General features: G+C 61.3%; 20 protein-coding genes, 3 tRNA genes and 1 pseudogene. 10 read left to right on the top strand and 14 right to left on the bottom strand.

The features are described from left to right. Window positions 1-45: 45 nt before the first annotated feature. Window positions 46-1,104 (top strand): tRNA dihydrouridine(20/20a) synthase DusA, encoded by a 1,059-nt coding sequence (gene dusA / locus BV911_RS04235; RefSeq protein WP_086052342.1) that lies wholly within the window; start codon window positions 46-48, stop codon window positions 1,102-1,104. Here dusA and BV911_RS04230 read toward each other — a convergent pair. The 3 genes from BV911_RS04230 to ccmI are packed head-to-tail and all read right to left on the bottom strand — an operon-like array spanning window position 1,073 to window position 2,966. Continuing rightward, the gene (locus BV911_RS04230) at window positions 1,073-1,261 is read right to left on the bottom strand and encodes a DUF1289 domain-containing protein (RefSeq protein WP_086052341.1); all 189 of its coding nucleotides are present in this window, start codon (window positions 1,259-1,261) and stop codon (window positions 1,073-1,075) included. The genes dusA and BV911_RS04230 overlap by 32 nt on opposite strands. Further along, window positions 1,258-1,734, bottom strand: coding sequence for a Holliday junction resolvase RuvX (gene ruvX / locus BV911_RS04225; protein ID WP_086052340.1), 477 nt, complete (start codon window positions 1,732-1,734; stop codon window positions 1,258-1,260). The genes BV911_RS04230 and ruvX overlap by 4 nt, the downstream gene beginning before the upstream one ends. Continuing rightward, window positions 1,731-2,966, bottom strand: coding sequence for a c-type cytochrome biogenesis protein CcmI (gene ccmI, locus BV911_RS04220; protein ID WP_086052389.1), 1,236 nt, complete (start codon window positions 2,964-2,966; stop codon window positions 1,731-1,733). The genes ruvX and ccmI overlap by 4 nt, the downstream gene beginning before the upstream one ends. Window positions 2,967-3,181: 215 nt before the next feature. On the opposite strand from ccmI, the gene BV911_RS04215 reads away from it, so the two are divergent. Further along, window positions 3,182-3,781 carry a superoxide dismutase gene (locus BV911_RS04215; protein WP_086052339.1) on the top strand — a complete coding sequence of 200 codons (600 nt, stop codon included), beginning with the start codon at window positions 3,182-3,184 and terminating at the stop codon, window positions 3,779-3,781. Window positions 3,782-3,910: 129 nt separating this feature from the next. Here BV911_RS04215 and BV911_RS04210 read toward each other — a convergent pair whose 3' ends face one another. From BV911_RS04210 to BV911_RS04185, 6 genes and pseudogenes are all read right to left on the bottom strand, one after another. After that, window positions 3,911-4,693: a GH25 family lysozyme gene (locus BV911_RS04210; protein WP_086052338.1), complete on the bottom strand. Its 783-nt coding sequence runs from the start codon at window positions 4,691-4,693 to the stop codon at window positions 3,911-3,913. Window positions 4,694-4,910: 217 nt separating this feature from the next. Continuing rightward, on the bottom strand, window positions 4,911-5,657 hold the full coding sequence (gene tpiA / locus BV911_RS04205; RefSeq protein ID WP_086052337.1) for a triose-phosphate isomerase: 747 nt from the start codon (window positions 5,655-5,657) through the stop codon (window positions 4,911-4,913). 109 nt (window positions 5,658-5,766) lie between these two features. Next, on the bottom strand, window positions 5,767-6,150 hold the full coding sequence (locus BV911_RS04200; RefSeq protein ID WP_086052388.1) for an iron-sulfur cluster assembly accessory protein: 384 nt from the start codon (window positions 6,148-6,150) through the stop codon (window positions 5,767-5,769). A 52-nt stretch (window positions 6,151-6,202) separates the two neighbouring features. Further along, window positions 6,203-6,475: pseudogene (locus BV911_RS20315) on the bottom strand (sugar O-acetyltransferase); the annotation flags it as partial. Window positions 6,476-6,557: 82 nt separating this feature from the next. Further along, window positions 6,558-6,926 carry an SUF system Fe-S cluster assembly protein gene (locus tag BV911_RS04190; RefSeq protein WP_371587843.1) on the bottom strand — a complete coding sequence of 123 codons (369 nt, stop codon included), beginning with the start codon at window positions 6,924-6,926 and terminating at the stop codon, window positions 6,558-6,560. Between the two features lie 76 nt (window positions 6,927-7,002). Further along, a complete protein-coding gene (locus tag BV911_RS04185; protein WP_086052335.1) occupies window positions 7,003-8,412 on the bottom strand; it encodes a RimK family alpha-L-glutamate ligase in 1,410 nt (469 codons plus the stop codon). An 82-nt stretch (window positions 8,413-8,494) separates the two neighbouring features. Here BV911_RS04185 and tgt point away from each other — a divergent pair, with 82 nt between their 5' ends. The 8 genes from tgt to BV911_RS04145 all read left to right on the top strand — a co-directional run bounded on the left by tgt (window position 8,495) and on the right by BV911_RS04145 (window position 16,030). Next, window positions 8,495-9,625 (top strand): tRNA guanosine(34) transglycosylase Tgt, encoded by a 1,131-nt coding sequence (tgt, locus tag BV911_RS04180; RefSeq protein ID WP_086052334.1) that lies wholly within the window; start codon window positions 8,495-8,497, stop codon window positions 9,623-9,625. A 210-nt stretch (window positions 9,626-9,835) separates the two neighbouring features. Continuing rightward, a complete protein-coding gene (gene lon, locus BV911_RS04175) occupies window positions 9,836-12,244 on the top strand; it encodes an endopeptidase La (protein WP_086052333.1) in 2,409 nt (802 codons plus the stop codon). A gap of 322 nt (window positions 12,245-12,566) precedes the next feature. After that, window positions 12,567-12,641, top strand: a tRNA-Val gene (locus tag BV911_RS04170). A gap of 59 nt (window positions 12,642-12,700) precedes the next feature. Beyond that, window positions 12,701-13,306, top strand: a complete 606-nt coding sequence (locus BV911_RS04165) for a histidine phosphatase family protein (RefSeq protein WP_086052332.1) — start codon at window positions 12,701-12,703, stop codon at window positions 13,304-13,306. 71 nt (window positions 13,307-13,377) lie between these two features. Further along, window positions 13,378-13,453, top strand: a tRNA-Val gene (locus BV911_RS04160). Window positions 13,454-13,931: 478 nt separating this feature from the next. Further along, the gene (locus BV911_RS04155) at window positions 13,932-14,285 is read left to right on the top strand and encodes a hypothetical protein (protein WP_086052331.1); all 354 of its coding nucleotides are present in this window, start codon (window positions 13,932-13,934) and stop codon (window positions 14,283-14,285) included. A 111-nt stretch (window positions 14,286-14,396) separates the two neighbouring features. Next, window positions 14,397-15,425 (top strand): DUF1775 domain-containing protein, encoded by a 1,029-nt coding sequence (locus BV911_RS04150; protein WP_086052330.1) that lies wholly within the window; start codon window positions 14,397-14,399, stop codon window positions 15,423-15,425. A gap of 8 nt (window positions 15,426-15,433) precedes the next feature. Continuing rightward, window positions 15,434-16,030, top strand: coding sequence for an SCO family protein (locus tag BV911_RS04145; protein WP_086052329.1), 597 nt, complete (start codon window positions 15,434-15,436; stop codon window positions 16,028-16,030). Window positions 16,031-16,119: 89 nt separating this feature from the next. Here the strand turns inward: BV911_RS04145 and minE are convergent, their stop codons facing one another. The 5 genes from minE to BV911_RS04120 all read right to left on the bottom strand — a co-directional run bounded on the left by minE (window position 16,120) and on the right by BV911_RS04120 (window position 20,048). Next, window positions 16,120-16,389 (bottom strand): cell division topological specificity factor MinE, encoded by a 270-nt coding sequence (minE, locus tag BV911_RS04140; RefSeq protein WP_086052328.1) that lies wholly within the window; start codon window positions 16,387-16,389, stop codon window positions 16,120-16,122. 2 nt (window positions 16,390-16,391) lie between these two features. Then, complete coding sequence (gene minD / locus BV911_RS04135; protein WP_086052327.1) at window positions 16,392-17,210, bottom strand: septum site-determining protein MinD; 819 nt, start codon at window positions 17,208-17,210, stop codon at window positions 16,392-16,394. Window positions 17,211-17,235: 25 nt separating this feature from the next. Further along, window positions 17,236-17,997, bottom strand: coding sequence for a septum site-determining protein MinC (minC, locus tag BV911_RS04130; protein WP_086052326.1), 762 nt, complete (start codon window positions 17,995-17,997; stop codon window positions 17,236-17,238). A gap of 231 nt (window positions 17,998-18,228) precedes the next feature. Next, window positions 18,229-18,304: transfer RNA gene (locus tag BV911_RS04125), tRNA-Thr, on the bottom strand. A 100-nt stretch (window positions 18,305-18,404) separates the two neighbouring features. Continuing rightward, on the bottom strand, window positions 18,405-20,048 hold the full coding sequence (locus BV911_RS04120) for an iron ABC transporter permease (protein WP_086052325.1): 1,644 nt from the start codon (window positions 20,046-20,048) through the stop codon (window positions 18,405-18,407). Window positions 20,049-20,121 lie beyond the last annotated feature (73 nt).

The following is a 20,121-nucleotide window of genomic DNA, read 5'->3' as shown; positions in this document are numbered from 1 at the left end:
TTGGCACCGAAGAAGCGGTCAAACCGCGAAGGGACCGTGACGTCGATGACACAGAATTTAGCCTTGGCCTCGCGGCTGTCCGTCGCCCCGATGATGGATTGGACGGATCGGCATTGCCGGTATCTGCACCGGCAGTTTTCCCAGCACGCGCTGCTGTATACTGAGATGATCACCGCCCCCGCCTTGGTTCAGGGCGGCGCGGTGCATTTGCTGGAGTTTGATCCTGCGGAGCAGCCGGTTGCGGTGCAGCTTGGCGGCTCGGACCCGGTGCAGCTTGCCAGCGCCGCGCGCATGGCCGAGGCCGCTGGGTATCCCGAGATCAACTTGAATGTCGGCTGTCCGTCGGACCGGGTACAGTCGGGGTGTTTCGGCGCGGTACTGATGAAGCAACCCGACTTGGTCGCGGCCTGCGTCGCGGCCATGCAAGACGCGGTTTCGGTTGAGGTGACCGTCAAATGCCGCATTGGCGTTGACGATCAAACGCCGTCCGAGGTGTTGCCAAGGTTCCTTGAGACGATCAGCGCAGCCGGGGTGCGCCGGGTCGCTGTGCATGCGCGGATGGCGTGGCTTCAAGGGCTCAGCCCCAAGGAGAACAGAGATGTGCCGCCGCTCGATTATGCGCTCGTTCTGGCGATGAAGCAGGCGTTTCCGCATCTGCACCTGTCGGTCAATGGTGGCATTGCCGATCTGTCTCAGGCGGAAGCGTTCCTAGTGGCCGGGTTGGATGGGGTGATGATTGGCCGCGCGGCCTATCATACGCCCACCGATATCTTGCAACAGGCTGATGCCCGTATCTTCGGCGGTGCGCAGGGACCTACGCCAGAGACCGTTGCCCGCCAGATGATCCCCTATCTAGAGCAGCACCTGTCGGACGGTGGCCGCGTCCATTCGGTGACGCGCCACATGATGGGGCTGTTTGCCGGACGTGCGGGCGCGCGGGCGTGGCGGCGCCACTTGTCGCTGGCGCCGTCACAGGCCGGCGCGGGCCCCGAGGTGATCGAGGATGCGCTGGCCTTGGTCGCCGCCGCCGCAGAGGTTTTTGCCGACAACGCGAGCGCCGCCGAGGATCAGCCTAGATCGTCCGGTCAGGCAGAGCCCGCATGATGGCGGCACGTTCCTCGTCGGAATAGCGGGTCCAAAGGGCGATTTCCTCGCGGCTGCGTTTGCAGCCTGTGCACATCCGTGTGACCGGATGGATGGCGCAGATGGAGATGCAGGGCGAGGCCATTTTCGGGCGGTCGGCAGCGTTGGAACGGGTCATTTGGCCCGCCGCATATGGCCAAGACGGTCCAGTGCCCCCTGCAAGATGAAACTGGCTGCGACGTGATCGATGACTTCGCCGCGACGCTTCCGCGAGGTGTCGGCCTCAAGCAGGGCGCGCTCGGCGGCGACGGTGGACAGGCGTTCGTCCCAAAAGCCGATGGGCAGCGGGATGAGCCGCTCTAGGTTGCGGGCAAAGGCGCGGGTGGATTGGCAGCGGGGGCCTTCACTGCCGTCCATGTTGCGCGGCAATCCAAGGATTAAGCCGCCGATCTCACGGTGGGCGCAGATCGCCAGCAGGGCGTCAGCGTCTTTGGTGAACTTGGTTCGGCGCACGGTCTCTAAAGGGCTGGCCACCGACAGCAACCGGTCCGACACCGCGACTCCGATGGTTTTTGTGCCAAAATCCAGACCTGCAATCGCCTGCATCGGCGGCAACGCCGCTGCGAATGCGTCAAAATCATCAAGGATCATTCCTGCAATCCTGCTTGTGCGGCGGCTGCGGCCAGCGTTGTTAGCGCGGCGTCATTGCCGGCGAACACGCCGCGGGCCTCCAGCCAGATGTCGCGGGCATTGTCGGTTTCGCCCAACACCCCAAGGGCGCCAATGAGCCGGGCCCATTCTTCTGGACTGCCGCCTTGGGTGGCAAGTCGGTCTGACAGCCCCGTGACCATTGATTGGATCATTGCCATGCGGTCTTCCGGGGCCATGTCAGCGGCAGCGTCGATATCAGCGGCACTGGGACCGGCCAGACCGGCGATGGCGGCCTGATCCGGCAAAGAATAGCGGATCCCGGCGCGGGCGGCGATGTCGGCAATCTGGTCGCGAATGGCGGGGAGCCAAGGTTCATCCGTAGTGCTGGAGTTCAAAAGGCGGCTCCAGATCTGAAACGCCAAGTCAGGCCGGTCAGTCTGGGCAAACATCAACCCGGAATAGTATCGGGCGGGGCCATTGTTGGGATCGCGTTCCAACGCTTGGGCCAAGGCAGATTCCGCTTCTGGCGATACGTAGCCCCCTGCCGCCAAGATCAGCAAGTCTGCCAGATCGGCAAAGTCATTGGCTTGTGCGGTGTCGCCCAAAAGGGCGACAAGGCGGGTTTGGGCGGCGCCTGCGGCGGCGTAATTGCCCAAAGCCGCTTCATTGCGGGCGAGCAGGGTCAGGCCGCGCGTGTCGTCGGGGCGATCCTGCAAGGCCGTGCGCAATTGCGTCATCAGTTCCGCAAATTGCGGATCCGGCGCGGCCGGGGGGGGCATCAAATTGGCCGCCTGACGTTCGGCTTCCGCTTGATTGGGACGCGTCGCATACAAGGCCTGGCTGGCCTCAAGTCGGGCGGCCAGTGGCAGATCGCCGTAACCCGGCGCGCCCAGCTGGCGATACAGCGCCCAAGTTCCCAAGATCAGCACCGCCGCGACGATCCCGATCGCAATGCGGGTTGCTGTGGCAGGGGCCTGTGACGTGATAACCGGCTCTGCCGTTTGATCCGCGTTCAAAATCCGGCGGGCGATCTCGGTGCGGGTGCGGGTGGCGGCCTCGTCAGTCACGATACCGCGCGCAAGATCTCGGTCCACCCCATCCAACTGAGCGCGGTACACGGCAAGGTCAAAGTCCGACCGTGATCGCTGTGTCCCGCGATTGCGGATCAGAACCAGAATCAAAAGCGCGGTTACAAGCCCGGCCAACAGAAGTGCGAGAATCCAGAATGTCATGCCGGCAGACATAGTGCCTTGCCGCTCTGGGCAAAAGCCCTGAATGCAGTGGGTTTGAGTGGGGGGGTGCCCCTTGCGCCCGTCGGCGAAGGGACAGTACTTCCAGCATCGGTAGAGGCCCGCTTCGGAACCTTCTGGGCTGCCCGGGGTTGACGTCCAGAGTGGCGGGGGTCAAGTAACCCTTACGCGAATGATTTCCCTCAAAGGAGGCCATGATGGCATTCGAACTTCCCGATCTTCCCTATTCCCTTGACGCGCTCGCCGATCTTGGCATGTCGCGCGAGACCTTGGAATATCACCACGATCTGCACCACAAGGCCTATGTCGACAACGGCAACAAGCTGATCTCCGGCACCGAGTGGGACGGTAAATCGCTTGAAGAGATCATCACCGGAACCTACGATCCGTCCGCTGTGGCGCAATCGGGGATCTTCAACAACATCAGCCAGCTTTGGAACCACAACCAATTCTGGGAAATGATGGGTCCAAGCGAAACGGCGATCCCGTCCGAACTGGAAGCCGCTTTGGTTGAGAATTTCGGCTCGGTCGATGATTTCAAAACCGCCTTTTCGGCAGCGGGTGCCGGTCAGTTCGGCTCGGGCTGGGCGTGGCTGGTCAAGGATGCCGATGGCAGCCTGAAGATCACCAAGACTGAAAACGGCGTCAACCCGCTGTGCTTTGGTCAGACCGCGTTGCTGGGCTGTGATGTGTGGGAACATTCCTATTACATCGACTTCCGCAACAAGCGTCCGGCTTACCTGACGAACTTCCTGAACAAGTTGGTCAACTGGGAAAACGTCGCCTCGCGGCTGTGATCTGGGTCATCTCCCACCCATCAGCTTGACGGCGTTTGGGGAGCGGTAGTGTTCCGTACTCTCGGACTGATATCTCGCCTGCCGCCGATTTTCGGCGGCAGGCTTTTCTTTGGGATCATCCCGCAGGCGTTACTTCCAAGCGGCAAACTGCGCGCGCGAACCGATGAACGTGTTGATGTCCACGCGCCCTTGCACACCCGGAACGCGTCCGGTTCCGGTATATTGCCAGAAGGTCCAATCGGCACCCGGATAGACCTGCGCCGGATGTCCCGCGACCGAGCGCAGCCAGAAATTCTCGCCGCGCAATTGCCCAATCCCAGTCTCGTGGTAAAAGTCGACCGAGGTATAAATCACCGGTCGCTTGCCGTAATGGCTTTGCAGAATTTCCAGGAATATCTTGGCTTCGCGCCGGATGGTTGCGCCGTCGGGACGGTAGGTGCAGGTCTTAGAGTGCGGCGTCCATTCCAAATCCAATACGGGCGGCAAAGCTTGGGAATCCCGTGGCACATTGGCGATGAACCACTGCGCTTGTTCCAGTGCGCTGCGGCAGAAGTAATAGTAATGGTATGCCCCGCGTGGCAGGCCCGCCTGACGCGCACCGTCCCAGTTGGCGTCGAACATCGGATCGACGAAATCGCCGCCTTCCGTGGCCTTGATGAACGCGAAACTGATCCCAGATCTGCGGACGCTTGGCCAATCAACATGGCCTTGCCAGCGCGAGACGTCGATGCCGTGAACGTCATAATGTGCAGGGGTGTGCCCGTCCCACGAATGGGGTTTGTCATCGCCGAACACCAGTGCTCCGGACGGGTTGGCCCGCCCTGTCACCGAGACAGTATCCGAATTGCGAGACCCGCCGCCGCACGCCGTTAATGCCGCCAAACAAATGGCGAGAAAAGATTTTTTAAACACGATGATTTGCCCGCTCGATTTTTTTCAAGCTTAGCGCAGGCAGGGCGAATTGTCCGCAATTATTCGCGCATGGACGCAAGGATTGCGTGGGTTCCGCATTAAGCGGAAACCCCCAACCGCCTGACGGGGGCGGGCGCGTGGTGGCGATGCTGGCCCAAAGGCCGCGGGTCAGGCGGCGCTCAGAAGGGTCGCCTGACCGGTCATGTGGGCCGTGTCCTTAGGCGTTCGACAACGCGTCGACGATAGGACCGAAATCTGCGGCCTTCAGAGAGGCACCGCCCACCAAAGCGCCGTCTACATTCGACACGGCAAAAATCTCGGCAGCGTTGCCCGGCTTGACTGACCCACCATAAAGCAGCCGGATTGCATCGCCTTCGGTGGTGCCGAGGCGGGCGTTCAAATTGGTGCGGATGAAATCGTGAACCTCGCCGATTTGTTCCAGTGTCGGGGTCAGGCCCGACCCGATCGCCCATACCGGTTCATAGGCGACGACGACCGTTGCCGCCGTGGCGGTATCCGGCACCGAGCCGTCCAATTGCGCGGCGATGACATCCAAGGTCCGCTCCGCTTCGCGGTCTTCCAAGGTTTCCCCGACGCAGATCACCGCGACAAGGCCTTCGGTGATCGCAGCGGACGCTTTGGACTGCACGACGGCATCGGTTTCGCCGTGATCCTGACGCCGCTCTGAATGGCCGACGATCACATAGGACGCGCCGGCATCGGCCAGCATCGCCGCCGACAGATCGCCGGTATGGGCGCCGGTGGTCTTGGCATGGCAATCTTGGCCACCGATCTTGATGTTGCCGCTTGCCACAACCGACATGCGATGGATCAAGGTCGCCGGTGGGCAGAGCAGGACCTCGCAAGTCGGGCGGCCCATCGACAGGACAAGGCTTTCAACCTCGGCCAGCGATGCGGCAACGCCGTTCATTTTCCAATTTCCGGCTGCCAGTTTTCCGCGCATGGGACCTCCTGAATGTCATGTTGATGTGTCCCGGCCCTTAGATCGCCTTCGCCCGCGCACCGCAAGGCGGTGCGGCGCGGTTCGTCCCGGCCACCGTCGCGGGGGTGGGTTATTTTCCAGAGGGCGCGGCGGTACCTGCTGTCAGGGCGTCGTCAAATTTGATCGACTCGCCGCAGCCGCACGCATCCACGACATTCGGGTTGCGGAACTTGAATCCGGCTTCCAGCAAAGAGCTTTGATAGTCGATCTCGGTCCCGAACAAAAACATCTGCGCCATTGGCGCGATCATCACCCGTGCGCCATCTTGTTCGATGACTTCGTCCATCGGATTGACTTCGGCGACATAATCCATGGTGTATTCCATGCCAGCGCAGCCGCCCTTTTTGACGCCGATCCGCAAACCTTCGGTCCCGTCGCGACGCATCAGCTTTGTGATCTGGCTTGCGGCAGAGGGGGTCAGGGTCACGGCCTGTTTTCCGGGAATGCCGAACATCGTGGTCTCCAAGGGTTAGTTATAGGTCTAAAATAGAACTGAACCCTGTGTCTCACAAGGGGGCAGGGGATATTGGTCGGGCCGGGTTTTCGGCAACGGTGGTTGCGGGGGCGACATCTCGGGTGACAACGGCCCCGGTCCCGATGATCGCGTCGTCGCCCACCGAGACCTCGGGCAGAAGCAACGCGCCGCCGCCGATCCAGACATTCGCGCCAATGGCGATCGGCCGGTCCAGTGCTAGCCCTTTGGCGCGGCTGTCCGCATCACGCGGGTGATCGGCGGTTAAGATCTGCACCATCGGCCCGATCTGGGTGCTAGCGCCGATCACGAATGGGAAAGAACTGGGGTGCCGGGGGAATAAAGCCCGACGGACACCCTCTGGGTCCAATCGGTGCTGTCAGCAGGGATTACATGAACCCAAGTTCAAGCCGGGCTTCATCAGACATCATGTCCATGCCCCAGGTTGGCTCAAAGGTCATGGCAACATTGACGGTCTTCACGCCGGGCAACGGTTCGATCGCATCCGCCACCCATCCGGGCATTTCACCAGCAACCGGGCAGCCGGGGGCGGTCAGGGTCATAATCACCTCGACCTCTGCCTCGGCATTGATTTCGATGGTATAGACCAGACCCAGATCATAGATATTGACCGGAATCTCTGGGTCATAGACGCTGCGGCAGGCCTCGACGACCTGCTCATAGAGCGGGTGATCGGTGGTTGACGGCTTGATCAGCGGCGTCCCCTCCATCGGGGCGGCGGCATCCATGGCGGACATGAGAAATCCCTTACTGTTTCACACAGGAATATAGGCCGTGGCGGGCCGCGCGTCTAGGGGGCCTGCCTTTTGGTGATCAGCCCCGGACTTTGCCAAGGCGTCGCGACGGGCTGGGACGCACCCGCTTTTCGATCTCGTCAAAGACCATGGACGCCAAATTCAGGCCGCTGACGGTTTCCAGAACTTGCAAGGCCGGACCGGGGTTCACCTCGATGACTTTGGGGCCGTCTTGGGTGCGCAGCAAATCGACCGTGGCCAGATTGAGGCGGAACGCCTTGGCGGCCCGGGTGGCGGCCCGGCGTTCGTCGCGGCTGATCTTGACGCGTTCCGCCCGGCTGCCCTCGCCCTGATCGGCGCGAAATTCGCCGGACCCGGCGATTCGGCGGATCGAGGTGACCACCCGGCCGCCGATCACCAGACACCGGATATCTTCGCCCGCGCTGTCTTTCATATAGGGTTGCAGCAGGAAATTGGCGTGCAGCCCGCGAAAGGCCTCGACCACCGATTCCGCGGCTTTGCGGGTTTCGGCCAACACGACGCCTTTGCCATGGCTGCTGTCCAGCAGCTTGACGATCAGCGGCGCACTGCCCACCAAGCCCATCAGATTGGCGGTGTCCTTGGGTGACGCGGCAAAGGCGGTCACCGGCATCCCGATCTGATTGCGCGCAAGCACCTGATGCGCGTGCAGTTTGTCCCGGCAAGCGGCAATGCCGTGGGCTGGGTTCATGCAATAGGTGCCCATGGCTTCGAATTGCCGGATGACCGCGCCGCTATAGGGGGCATTCCCAACGCCAGCACGCGGGATCACCGCGTCATAGCGGGGCAATCGCTTGCCGTCGCAATAGACCTCCTGCGCGTTCGGCGTGATGGCCATATAACAGCGGGCGGCGTCAATGACTTCGACCACGTGACCGCGCGTTTCGCCCTCGGCGATCAGGCGGGTGATGGTTGCGCTTTTGGTGTCACGGCCAAGGATCGCGATCCTAAGTGTGCGCTTCGGGGCTTCTGACGTCAGCAGGGCGGATTGGTAGACATCGTAATTCAGCTCAGGTTGGCAGAAACTTGACATCGGCGTGACGACAATATCCTCGCCCAGTGCCTGCCGCCCCAGCAACATTCGATAAGCCATGGAGCCGCGATCGGTTAGGGTGACGTCAATCGGCCAACGCCGTCCGCCGACAGAAATCGTGGTGCGGATGACATAGCGCCATTCTGTCTCGCCATTGGATGACGTGACTTCGCGCCGGTCGATGACATTGGCCAAGCAATGGACCGAGACGTCGTCTTGCCCCGGGATCGGGTGGATGCCAAACCGCACACGGGGGCGGCTTGGCGGGCCAAAAGGTTCAATATCAAAGGCATGCAGCGCCGAGGTCCGCGCGCCGGTATCAACTTTGGCCTTCAGGGTGGGAAGGCCAAGGTCGGGAAGACTGACCCATTCTTCCCATCCCAGACGGAAATCCCCGGACGTGTCCGCATCAGTCATATCAGGCCCTCGGTTGTTTTCTCGTGGCGTTCTGCCGCCGGACAGCCTATCACGCCTCCCCAAGCCAATGACAACAGTGCCAATGACCCGAAATATAAACTTTCAGCTTCATGCCACCGAAGGCCGGGCCCGGACCGGCACCTTGCGGACGCCACGCGGGGATATTCGGACCCCTGCATTCATGCCCGTCGGCACCGCGGCCACGGTCAAGGCAATGTTGCCCGGATCCGTCCGCGCCACCGGCGCCGACATCCTTTTGGGCAACACGTATCACCTGATGCTGCGCCCAACCGCCGAGCGGATCAACGCTTTGGGCGGGTTGCACCGCTTTATGAACTGGGATCGGCCGATCCTGACCGATAGCGGCGGCTTCCAAGTGATGAGCTTGGCCGACTTGCGCAAGCTGACCGAAGAAGGCGTCACCTTCCGCAGCCATATCGACGGCTCCAAACACATGCTCTCGCCCGAGACCAGCATGCAGATCCAAAAGCTGTTGGGGTCTGATATCGTCATGTGCTTTGACGAATGTCCGGCATTGCCCGCTGACCGGGATCGGATTGCCGAAAGTATGCGTCTGTCGATGCGGTGGGCGCAGCGGTCGCGGGACGCCTTTGGCGATCGCCCGGGCCACGCGCTGTTCGGCATCCAGCAAGGTGGCGACATCGAAGACCTGCGCGGTGAAAGTGCCGAAGCTCTGCGCGCCATCGACTTCGACGGCTATGCTGTTGGCGGTCTGGCGGTGGGCGAAGGGCAGGAGATCATGTTCAAGGTGCTCGATTACGCCCCCGGCATGCTGCCCGAAGACAAGCCGCGCTATCTGATGGGCGTGGGCAAGCCCGACGATATCGTCGGGGCTGTGGCCCGTGGCATCGATATGTTTGACTGTGTTCTGCCGTCTCGGTCGGGCCGGACCGGGCAACTCTTTACCCGGCGCGGCGTGGTGAACATCAAGAATGCCCGTCATCAGAACGATCCACGCCCGATTGATGACCAGTGCACCTGTCCGGCTTGTACCGGATATTCCCGCGCCTATCTGCATCATGTGTTTCGTGCGCAAGAAATCATCAGCTCAATGCTGTTGACGTGGCATAACCTGCATTACTATCAGGAGTTGATGTCCGACATCCGCGCCGCGATCGCAGCCGGAACGTTCACTGAGTTTCAGCGTGAATTCAACGCGCTGCGTGCCCAGGGTGATCTGGAGCCGCTTTAATTTGTGCACGGGGGTGGCCACGCACAGCATGGTGATGCCCCCTTGCGAATTTGGAAATCGAGATACATCTATTGCAGACCCAAGGCGCTGTCCCAATGACAAGCAGTTGAAAGCGGCGCGGGTTTGTCCCACTTTAAGGACGATGTAACAGGGAAGGGCCGATGGTCGCCGCTGTCGGGGCCCGGGTCCTTCGCCAATGAGGAAAAGAGCATGCAAGAGCAACTCAACGCATCCTACCCCGTCTTGCCGCTGCGCGATATTGTGGTCTTTCCCCACATGATCGTGCCGCTGTTCGTGGGCCGGGAAAAATCCGTCAAGGCGCTGGAAGAAGTGATGGCCGATGACAAGCAGATCCTGCTGTCCAGCCAGATCGATCCGGGCGTTGATGATCCGACCTCCGATGGCATCTATAAGATCGGTGTTTTGGCCAATGTCCTGCAACTGCTGAAACTGCCCGATGGCACCGTGAAGGTGCTGGTCGAGGGCCGGCAGCGCGTGGCGATTGCGGAATACATTGAAAACCCCGATTTCTTCGAGGCTCGCGCCGTCGAGCTGGACGAAGAAATGGGCGATGCCGATACGGTCGAGGCGCTGTTGCGCACCGTCGGAACGGAATTCGAACGCTATGCCAAAGTGCGCAAGAACATTCCCGACGAAGCCCTGAGTGCGATTGCCGAGACCCATGAGCCCGGCAAACTGGTGGATTTGGTGTCGGGCCATCTGGGCATTGACGTCGACCAGAAGCAGAAGCTTTTGGAGACGCTGAACGTGGCTGAGCGTCTGGAGAAGGTCTATGGCCTGATCCAAGGTGAAATGTCGGTGCTGCAGGTCGAAAAGCAGATCAAGACCCGCGTGAAATCGCAGATGGAGCGGACCCAGCGCGAGTATTATCTGAACGAACAGATGAAGGCGATCCAGAAGGAACTGGGCGACGGCGAAGACGGCCAGAACGAAGTGGCCGAACTGGAAGCCCGGATCATTGCCACCAAGCTGTCGAAGGAAGCCCGTGAAAAGGCCGATGCCGAATTGAAAAAGCTCAAGAACATGAGCCCGATGTCGGCCGAAGCCACCGTGGTGCGCAATTATCTGGACTGGATGCTGGCGATCCCGTGGGGCACCCGCAGTCGGGTCAAGAAAGACCTGAACGCCGCACAAAAGGTGCTGGACGACGATCACTATGGTCTGGTCAAGGTCAAGGAGCGCATTGTCGAGTATCTGGCGGTGCAGCAGCGGTCCAAGGCCCTGAAAGGCCCGATCATGTGCCTTGTGGGCCCTCCGGGTGTCGGCAAGACCTCGCTTGGCAAATCGGTTGCGCGGGCAACGGGGCGGGAGTTCATCCGCATCAGCCTTGGCGGCGTGCGCGACGAATCCGAGATCCGTGGCCACCGTCGAACTTATATCGGCTCCATGCCCGGCAAGATCATTCAGGCGTTGAAAAAGGCCAAGACCACCAACCCGCTGATCCTGCTTGATGAGATTGACAAGATGGGTCAGGATTTCCGGGGCGATCCGGCGTCGGCGATGCTTGAGGTGTTGGATCCGGAACAGAACGGCAGCTTTGTCGATCACTATCTTGAGGTCGAGTATGACCTGTCGAACGTGATGTTCCTGACCACGGCCAACAGCTATAACATGCCCGGCCCGCTGCTGGACCGGATGGAGATTATCCCGCTCTCTGGCTACACCGAAGACGAAAAGCGTGAAATCGCGCGTCAGCACCTGATCGATAAAGTGACCAAGAATCACGGCTTGAAGGCTGCGGAATTTGAAGTCACGGACGAGGCGCTGACTGCCATCATCCGCGTCTATACCCGCGAAGCCGGGGTGCGGAACCTTGAGCGTGAGATCGCAAAGCTGGCCCGGAAGGCGGTGACGCGGATCGTGCGCAAAGAGGCCGATAAGGTGGTCGTCACGCCCGAGGTGCTGGAAGACATGCTGGGGGCCAAGCGGTATCGCTATGGCTTGGCAGAGGTCGAAGATCAGGTCGGTGTCGTGACAGGACTGGCGTGGACGCAAGTGGGCGGCGATCTGTTGTCCATTGAGGCGCTGCGCCTGCCGGGCAAGGGCCGGATGAAGACCACCGGTACGTTGGGCGATGTGATGAAGGAATCGATCGACGCGGCATCCAGTTTCGTCCGCTCGATTGCGCCCTCTGTCGGGGTCAAGCCGACGGTGTTCGACAAGATCGACATCCACGTGCACGTGCCCGAAGGCGCGACGCCCAAGGATGGTCCATCTGCCGGGGTGGGGATGGTCACGTCGATCGTGTCGGTGCTGACACAGATCCCTGTGCGCAAGGACATCGCCATGACCGGTGAGGTCACCCTGCGCGGCAACGTTCTGGGGATCGGCGGGTTGAAAGAGAAACTGCTGGCAGCCCTGCGTGGTGGTATCACCACGGTGTTGATCCCGCAGGAGAACGAAAAAGACCTGCCTGAGATTCCGGACAACGTGAAATCCGGCCTGACCATCATTCCGGTGCATCACGTCCGGGACGTTCTGGCCCACGCGCTGGTGCGGATGCCGGAACCCATCGAATGGGATCAGGAAGCCGAAGACGCCGCGGCACAGGCCGCTATTGAGGCCCGCAGCGGCAGCGAAGGCGTGCGCGCGCACTGATCGCCGCGCGATCTTCACAACTTTGGAAAGGCCCGCCATTTGCGCGGGCCTTTTCGTTTAGGTCTGATTGGGCAAAATCCCGCAAGCACCGCCTATTCGGACAAGTCCCGTAATGCTGCGGACAGCGCCCGCAGTGATCGTGCACCCCAGCCGCACGGCCATTCGACCATTCCGGCGACGGGCAGGCCGCAAATCTAGCCGCCGTCGTCGTAGGCCCACACAATGGCCGGTGATGCGAAGGCCGGTCAGCACCACTTTGACCGCGCATCGCCACATTCGGGGGTTGCAGACCGGCAAGGGCAAAGTTAGAACCCGCGGCCAAGGGTGATTAGCTCAGTGGTAGAGCGCTTCGTTCACATCGAAGATGTCAGGGGTTCAAATCCCTTATCACCCACCATTTCCCCCCTCATGCACGGCCCTTCCGACCCAGATGCCGAGGTTGGCCGTGATGGAGACATGATTGTGGCTGCCATCTTTCCCGAACTTCTGGTCATCCGTCACGGTGAGACCGAGTGGAACCGCCGGGGCCGTATGCAAGGCACTCTTGATTCGCCTTTGACCCAAGCCGGCCGGACGCAGGCGGCGATCCTTGGCGATCTTCTGCGCGCGCTTGAGGTCTCCCAAACCTCGCACCGCGCGTTTTCCAGCCCTCAGCCCCGGGCGCGTCTCACCGCCGAGATCGCCCTGTCCGCCGTCGGCCTTGTCGCGGTGCCGGATCCGTCGCTGCGCGAGATCGACGTCGGTGATTGGACCGGCTTGGACCGGGCCGAGATCGCCGGGCGCTGGCCGGCACCCGTCGCGGATGAGCCGCTTCTGGACTTCTATGCGCGCGCACCGGGGGGCGAGACGTTTCCCGCGCTCTGGGACCGGGTGGGGGGCTTTCTGGACCGTCTAGAGGGCCCCTGCGTGGTGTTCACCCACGGCATCACCTCTCGCGTGTTGCGGACGCGGGCAATGGGCTTGGGCTTGGATGACCTCGCGGCACTGCCAGACGGGCAGGGCGTGATTCACCGGGTTCGCAACGGTTCACATGATACCGTGATGGCAAATTCGAAAAGCTAGATTTTTGCGGGTGTTCGCTGCTGGTTTGCCCTTGCAGCCCAACCCCGAGGTCGGCTATGACCCCGTTGAGCGGGTGATTAGCTCAGTTGGTAGAGCGCTTCGTTTACACCGAAGATGTCGGGGGTTCGAGTCCCTCATCACCCACCATAGTTCCAAAACTTTGCGCACCTTAAGTGATCCCGGAGCGCCAGTCCGTCTGCGGATCATCAATGTGGCGACATCGGTGAATTTCTAGATCGATCTCGGTGCAATCACTGGTACGCCTGTTGCGGTGAAGGCGATGGCCGTCCGCCCGATCAAAGGGCGGACCTTCGCGTTGGCAATGGCGCAACGGCTCGACATCAATTTCAGCGTGCCGTCCGAAGCGACCGCTTTGCCAATCTTGGTGCAGCGCGAAGGCGACAGGACGCGTAGCAGCCTCGTTCTGGCACCGCCTGACGGTCAGCACGGCGTCGTCGGCGATACCCGGTCGAGCTATTTGAGGCACGCAAAGCCTCGATTTGCGTGCTGCCCTGCGCAAGGGCCTTGGCGGCCTTAGGCAGAATTCCTTCGGTCGCGATGACGCCGCTGCCTGCGGTGAAAATGCGGCCTTTTCGTCTTTGGGGGCTTGGTCTAGATGGGGGACATGCGGCGCCCCTTGTTCCATCGGATTGGTCTGTTTGCTGCGGTCTGTCTTTTGGCCGTGATCAGCATTGTGTCCGCAGCGCGGATGGCCCCGAACGCGTCTGACTCGGCGGAAGTTGCGGCCTTTCTGGCGGCAGGTGGAACTTTGGCGGATCTCTGTGGCGATCTGCCCTCGGATCACGATCATCCCTGTCCCTTCTGCCGGTCGCTGAACGATCCGCCAGCAGTGGCCTTCGCGCCGCGCGTTGACCGGGTGATCCCCTATGTGGCTTGGCAACGGCTGCGGGATCTGACCCATGGGTCGCAACAGGACAATCCCGGTGTTTCTGCCCGCGCGCCTCCGGCGCGGGCCTGATCCGTGGCGTCCCACCGGGCGCTTCCCTGATCAGCGGCGGTGCGCAGCATCGCCATCGACCTCTGCGTCGGCAGCGGCCTGTCCGCGCGCGCAACTTTTCGGAGAGACAGAATGCAAACGATCCTTTTTTCAGCCCTCACTCTTGCCTTGTGCGCCACGTCCGCAGGGGCGCATTCCACCTTGGAACAGCAAGACGCCAAGATCGGCACCACGACCAAACTGACCCTGCGTGTGCCACATGGCTGTGATGGCGCGGCCACCAACGCGGTGACCATTGATCTTCCCGAGGGCATCTACGCGGCCAAGCCGATGCCCAAAGCGGGCTGGACCCTAGAGGTGACAACCGGCGCCTATGCTACGCCGTTCGACAACCACGGCACCGAAATGACCGAAGGCGTCCAGCAAATCCGCTGGAGCGGGGGGCATCTTGAAGACGCGTGGTACGATGAGTTCATTTTCCGCGCCAGCGTTGGTCCTGAACTGACCCCGGGCACGATCCTGTATTTTCCGACAGTGCAGACCTGCGCTGACAGTGTTGCGGATTGGACCGATACAAGCGGGTCGCATAGCGTTCCCAATCCTGCGCCAAGCCTGCTGTTTCTGGCAGGGGGCGACGGTCACATGGGACATGGTCGCCATGGGATGACGGCGGACCCTGCTTCGGGTGCCGGCGAATTTAGCGTAGGGGACTTGACCATTACCGCCCCGTTTTCGCGAGCGACCCTGCCAAACGCCCCGGTCGCGGGCGGGTTTCTGAGCATTGCCAACGCGGGCGCACAGGATGACCGTTTGATCGGTGTGGCTGCGGATGTGGCCGGGCGTGCAGAGATCCATGAGATGGCGATGGACGGCGATGTCATGAAGATGCGCAAACTGGATGACGGGCTGCTGGTTCCCGCCGGTGGAACGGTTGTTCTCAAGCCGGGTGGCCTTCACCTGATGATGATGGACCTGACCCAGCCTTTGGTCGAGGGCGAAACCGTCGCCGTCACCCTGACGTTTGAAACAGCGGGTGAAGTGATTGTTACCCTCCCGGTCGGCGCCCCGAATGCCCGCGACGCCGGTGACGATCACGCCCATCACGGCACGCATGACAGCGGTCACGCTGGCGGCCACAATCACGCTCCGGCAGAAAAGTGAGACCTGAGATGAAGACGAGTAAAAAGTTTTTTCTGATCGTCCTGTGGGCGTTAGCCATTCTGGCCATCGCCGCAGTGGTCTGGGTTCGCGTGGTCGAGCCGCGCATGACCGAGACAGTGGCCGATACTCTTGGCCGCGGCGATTATGTGCTTACCGGAACCGATGGCTCGGTTGTTACGGAAGACACGCTGAAGGGCACGCCGACGGCGGTGTTCTTTGGGTTCACCCATTGCCCAGAGGTCTGTCCGACCACGCTTGGCGATGTGGCGGATTGGCAAGAGGCGCTGGCCGAAGACGGCGAGGCATTGCGCGTGCTGTTCTTTACCGTCGACCCTGAACGCGACACGGCCGAGGTTCTGAGCGACTATGTGTCTTGGGTTCCGGGGGTTGTCGGCGTGACTGGCACCACCGAAGAAATGACCAAAGCCACCAAGGCGTTCCGGGTCTATGCGCAGAAAGTGCCGCTGGAGAATGGCCACTATACTATGGACCATTCCGCTTCGGTCTTGTTGTTCGACAAGTCCGGGACGTTCTTTGAACCCATCGGTTATCAAGAAGGCTATGATCGGGCAGTCGCCAAGATACGCCGGATGATCAAGGGCTGAAACGGCTGAGGGGCCGCCCAGACAGGCCGCCCCTCATGCTGTAGTGCGGGGCGTCGGCGGTGATGCCTGCCGAAACCCAAAAGCGCCGATTAGTTCTGGACCGGCGTCTTTTGTGAGCTGGGAAGCTCTATATTGATTTCAAGGCTTGAGAATTCATCGCCCCGCTCAAGCTTGATGTCGACGGAATCCTTGTCGATCTTCATATGGCGCCGGATCACTTCCATGATGTCCCGCTGCAACAGCGGCAGGAAATCAGCATTCGACGTGTCGCTGCGTTCATGGGCAAGCAGAATCTGCAACCGTTCTTTAGCAGTCTGCGCGGTGTTGGCCTTGCGGGGGCGGAGCATAAATCCAAACATGATTACGCCGTCCGTCCGAGAAGCCGCTGAAAGAAGCCGGGCCGCTCGCCACTGTCGAGGCGCATTTCGATCTGATCGCCCATCAGCCGCGACACGGCATCCTCATAGGCTTTTCCGGCGCCGGATTTTTCATCCAGAACCACCGGCATGCCAACGTTGGAGGCCCGCAGAACCGTGGAGCTTTCCGGAATAATGCCGAGCAGGGGGATCGCCAGAATTTCCAGCACGTCCTCGACGGTCATCATCTCGCCGCGAGCGACCCGCTGGGTGTCGTAGCGGGTCAACAGCAAGTGCGAGCGCACCGTGTTGTCGCCGCCTTTTTCCGCCAGATAGGTTTTGCTGTTCAGCAGGCCAAGCACCCGGTCGCTGTCGCGCACTGACGACACTTCGGGGTTGGTCACCACGATGGCTTCATCGGCGTAATACATCGCCAGATGCGCACCGCGCTCGATCCCGGCAGGGCTGTCGCAGATGATATAGTCGAACTCTTCGCGCAGCTCGTTCAGGATTTTCTCAACGCCGTCCCGGGTCAAGGCATCCTTGTCGCGGGTCTGCGAGGTCGGCAGGATGAACAGGTTCTCCAACCGACGATCCTTGATCAACGCCTGCTTCAGCTTGGCATCGCCCTGAATGACGTTGATGAAGTCAAACACGACCCGGCGTTCGCAGCCCATGATCATGTCGAGATTGCGCAAGCCAACGTCAAAATCGATGACGACGGTCTTGAAGCCGCGCATTGCGAGGCCGGCACTGATAGCGGCAGAGGAGGTCGTCTTGCCGACACCGCCTTTGCCGGAAGTGACAACGATGATCTTGGCCACGAGAGTCTCTCCTTTGGAAGTGAGGTTACTTAAGGGGTTCTACGCACAGCTTGTCGTCCATGAGGAACGCCTGCACGCGTTGTTTCCGAATAGCCGGGCCCAGGTCTTCACTGGTCCGGTACAGACCCGCGATGGCCAGAAGTTCGGCGTCGAGGCCCTGACAGAAGATGCGGGCCGTCGTGTCACCATTGACGCCAGCCAAAGCGCGACCACGCAGATGCCCGTAGACGTGGATGTTGCCGACTGCGATCAGTTCAGCACCCGCCCCAACGGACGAGACCACCACCAGATCGCCACGGTCGGCAAAGATCTTCTGGCCCGAGCGCACCGGCTCGGTGATCAAAAGCGACGCAGGCTGCGGCGCTTCGGGCGCTTCATCGGGCATTTCCGGTGCTTGCCGGACGCTGCGCTCGACACGGTCCACCGGCACGTCGCGGCCGCTGGGCAATGAAATCAGCCCGGCCTTGACCGCCGTTGCGGTCTGCGTGGCAGTGCCGTTCTGCACCCCGAAGACCGACAGCTTGCGGTGGCGCATCTCTTCGATCAGACGAACCAGATCCCGGGCCTCTGTCAGGCTGTCGGTTTGTTCCAGATCGATCACGAAGGGCGCATTGGCGAAGAAGTTGGGCGTATGCCGCAACTGCACATCCAGCGCATCATAGAAGGCTTGATCCGCGTCGCCTTCGGGGCGCAGAGCAACAGCCGTGAAGAACCGACCGCGAATTTGAAAGGGCTTGACCGACACGGGTGTCACTCCGGTGGTCTCTTTTGATTGTAGTGATTGCACGCTCGAAACAATGCCTTTGCTCTGGGTCGTGTTTTATGGTGGTTCACGCCACGATTTTCCGGACTTTCTATCGCTGACCGGCCTGCGCGTCTACCGTAAATGGGGGGATTTGGCACCAAGGCGAGATTGAGCCCGTCTGCAATGGCGTGGAAGGCCCGAAACTGCGGCGCTGCGCCGGTTTGGCCATGCCGTCTGCACCCCTGTGCTGGTTCTGTCCGAGGTTGGGGGGGGTGGTGCCGGTCGAGGGACTCGAACCCCCGACATCCTGATTACAAATCAGGCGCTCTACCAGCTGAGCTAGACCGGCCCTTGCATGTTGCCCGCCGCTTATAGCGTCGAAAACGGGCGGGTAAAGACCCAGATTAAAGATCGTTTCCGGGTTTTTGTCGTAAGTGCGTCAATCATGGCTATTTCAGCGATCGCGCCAAGATCAGAACCGCCGTCAGCCCGACAAGAATGACCATCAGCGCAGGCGGGGCTGCGGCGCTAATCCGTTCCAGTGAGGCCTGATCGTAGACCCGGGTTGCCAGCGTGTCGAAGTTGAAGGGGCGTAACAGCAAGGTTGCCGGCAATTCCTTGACCGCGTCCACGAAGACCAGCAACAATGCAGTCCCGATGGACCCACTGATCAGGGGCAGGTGAATTCGGCGCAAGGTTCCACCCGCCGATCGTCCAAGCGACCGGGCCGCAAGGGGCAGATTTGGCGAGACCCGGCCAAACGCCGAATCAGCCGCCCCTTGGGCAATGGCGAAAAACCGCACGACATAGGCCACGATGATGGCGAAGGTGGTGCCAGTCATCAGCAAGCCGGGATCCACTCCGAACACGGCCTCGATTGCGTCGGCGATCCGGTGATCGGCCCATGCCATCGGCAGCAGCAGGCCAAGGCCCAGAACAGCGCCGGGTGCGGCATAGCCAAGGGTTGTGACCGGAAGCAGGGCGCGCGGCAACAGCCGTCCGGACAGGCGCACCCCGTACACAAGAAACAGGGCGGCTGTAACAGTGACAGCCGCTGCCACGCCGCTAACGAAGAGGGTGTTCCACAACGTCTGAAGCAAGCGCGGATCGGACCATTCGGCGGTGTTGCGCACCGCCAGAACCGTAATCACGCCAGCGGGCAGGACGAACCCAATTGCCACTGGCAGCGCGCAGAGGAAGCTGGCCATCCAGGCCCGCCAACCGGTCAGGGTGATCCGTTCGGTCGGGCGTTGTTGGCGCGACATCTGGTAAAAGCGGCTGCGCCGACGGCTGTTTTTCTCTAAGGCGACCAGCCCCAGCACGATGGCCATGACCACCAGCGCAATTTGCGCGGCACCACCGGCATTTCCGGCCTCCAGCCATGTGGTGAAGATGCCTGTGGTCAGGGTTTGCACTGCGAAATACTGCACCACACCGAAATCGCTGACGGTTTCCATCATCGCAATCGCAGTACCAACGGCAATTGCCGGGCGCGCCAATGGCAACCCGACCCGCAGAAACCGCCGCCAAGGTCCGGCACCCAAGGTCCGGGCGACGTCAAAGGCCGATACGGATTGTTCCAGAAATGCGGCCCGGGCCAGAAGATAGACGTAAGGATAAAGGGCAGCCGCCAGAACCACCGACGCGGTTTCCCGGGACCGAACCTCGGGAAACCAATAGGCCCGTGCATCCGCCCAGCCGAACAGGGTCCGCAGCCCGGATTGAACCGGCCCGGCATATTCCAGCAGATCGGTAATGGCGTAAGCGCCGATATAGGCGGGAATGGCGAGCGGCAGCAGCAACAGCCATTCCAGCCAGCGCCGTCCGGGGAACCGATACATCGTCACCAGCCACGCCGTCACCGTTCCCGTCACTGCGACCATGACAGCAACACTGGCCATCAGGATCAGGCTGTTGCCAAGATAGCGGGGCAGGGTTGTGGCCAAAAGATGGGGCCAGATATTGTCACGCGGTGTCAGGGCGATCCAGAGAACAGAGGCCAGCGGCGTCACCACCAGAACCGCAATCACCAGCGCGCCTGCGGACCATGGGCTGAACCGAAGACGTGGCGCGGTCAAGTTTTGGATGTGCATAAATGGCTTCCTTCTGGCGGGCGGCATCCGGTCCCCGTCGGCGCTGCGGTACCTTCGGTGGCGGTGAAGTTCA

The organism is Pseudoruegeria sp. SK021 (assembly GCF_002119405.1).
GTDB lineage: Bacteria > Pseudomonadota > Alphaproteobacteria > Rhodobacterales > Rhodobacteraceae > Meridianimarinicoccus.
This window is presented reverse-complemented; position numbering and strand designations above follow the sequence as displayed.

What these genes read in the sequence shown, in the direction of transcription:
- dusA (WP_086052342.1), top strand. Translation starts at nt 46, where the DNA reads ATGACACAGAATTTAGCCTTGGCCTCGCGGCTGTCCGTCGCCCCGATG.
- BV911_RS04230 (WP_086052341.1), bottom strand. Translation starts at nt 1,261, where the DNA reads ATGACCCGTTCCAACGCTGCCGACCGCCCGAAAATGGCCTCGCCCTGC.
- ruvX (WP_086052340.1), bottom strand. Translation starts at nt 1,734, where the DNA reads ATGATCCTTGATGATTTTGACGCATTCGCAGCGGCGTTGCCGCCGATG.
- ccmI (WP_086052389.1), bottom strand. Translation starts at nt 2,966, where the DNA reads ATGACATTCTGGATTCTCGCACTTCTGTTGGCCGGGCTTGTAACCGCG.
- BV911_RS04215 (WP_086052339.1), top strand. Translation starts at nt 3,182, where the DNA reads ATGGCATTCGAACTTCCCGATCTTCCCTATTCCCTTGACGCGCTCGCC.
- tpiA (WP_086052337.1), bottom strand. Translation starts at nt 5,657, where the DNA reads ATGCGCGGAAAACTGGCAGCCGGAAATTGGAAAATGAACGGCGTTGCC.
- BV911_RS04200 (WP_086052388.1), bottom strand. Translation starts at nt 6,150, where the DNA reads ATGTTCGGCATTCCCGGAAAACAGGCCGTGACCCTGACCCCCTCTGCC.
- BV911_RS04190 (WP_371587843.1), bottom strand. Translation starts at nt 6,926, where the DNA reads ATGTCCGCCATGGATGCCGCCGCCCCGATGGAGGGGACGCCGCTGATC.
- BV911_RS04185 (WP_086052335.1), bottom strand. Translation starts at nt 8,412, where the DNA reads ATGACTGATGCGGACACGTCCGGGGATTTCCGTCTGGGATGGGAAGAA.
- tgt (WP_086052334.1), top strand. Translation starts at nt 8,495, where the DNA reads ATGACCCGAAATATAAACTTTCAGCTTCATGCCACCGAAGGCCGGGCC.
- lon (WP_086052333.1), top strand. Translation starts at nt 9,836, where the DNA reads ATGCAAGAGCAACTCAACGCATCCTACCCCGTCTTGCCGCTGCGCGAT.
- BV911_RS04165 (WP_086052332.1), top strand. Translation starts at nt 12,701, where the DNA reads ATGATTGTGGCTGCCATCTTTCCCGAACTTCTGGTCATCCGTCACGGT.
- BV911_RS04155 (WP_086052331.1), top strand. Translation starts at nt 13,932, where the DNA reads ATGCGGCGCCCCTTGTTCCATCGGATTGGTCTGTTTGCTGCGGTCTGT.
- BV911_RS04150 (WP_086052330.1), top strand. Translation starts at nt 14,397, where the DNA reads ATGCAAACGATCCTTTTTTCAGCCCTCACTCTTGCCTTGTGCGCCACG.
- BV911_RS04145 (WP_086052329.1), top strand. Translation starts at nt 15,434, where the DNA reads ATGAAGACGAGTAAAAAGTTTTTTCTGATCGTCCTGTGGGCGTTAGCC.
- minE (WP_086052328.1), bottom strand. Translation starts at nt 16,389, where the DNA reads ATGTTTGGATTTATGCTCCGCCCCCGCAAGGCCAACACCGCGCAGACT.
- BV911_RS04120 (WP_086052325.1), bottom strand. Translation starts at nt 20,048, where the DNA reads ATGCACATCCAAAACTTGACCGCGCCACGTCTTCGGTTCAGCCCATGG.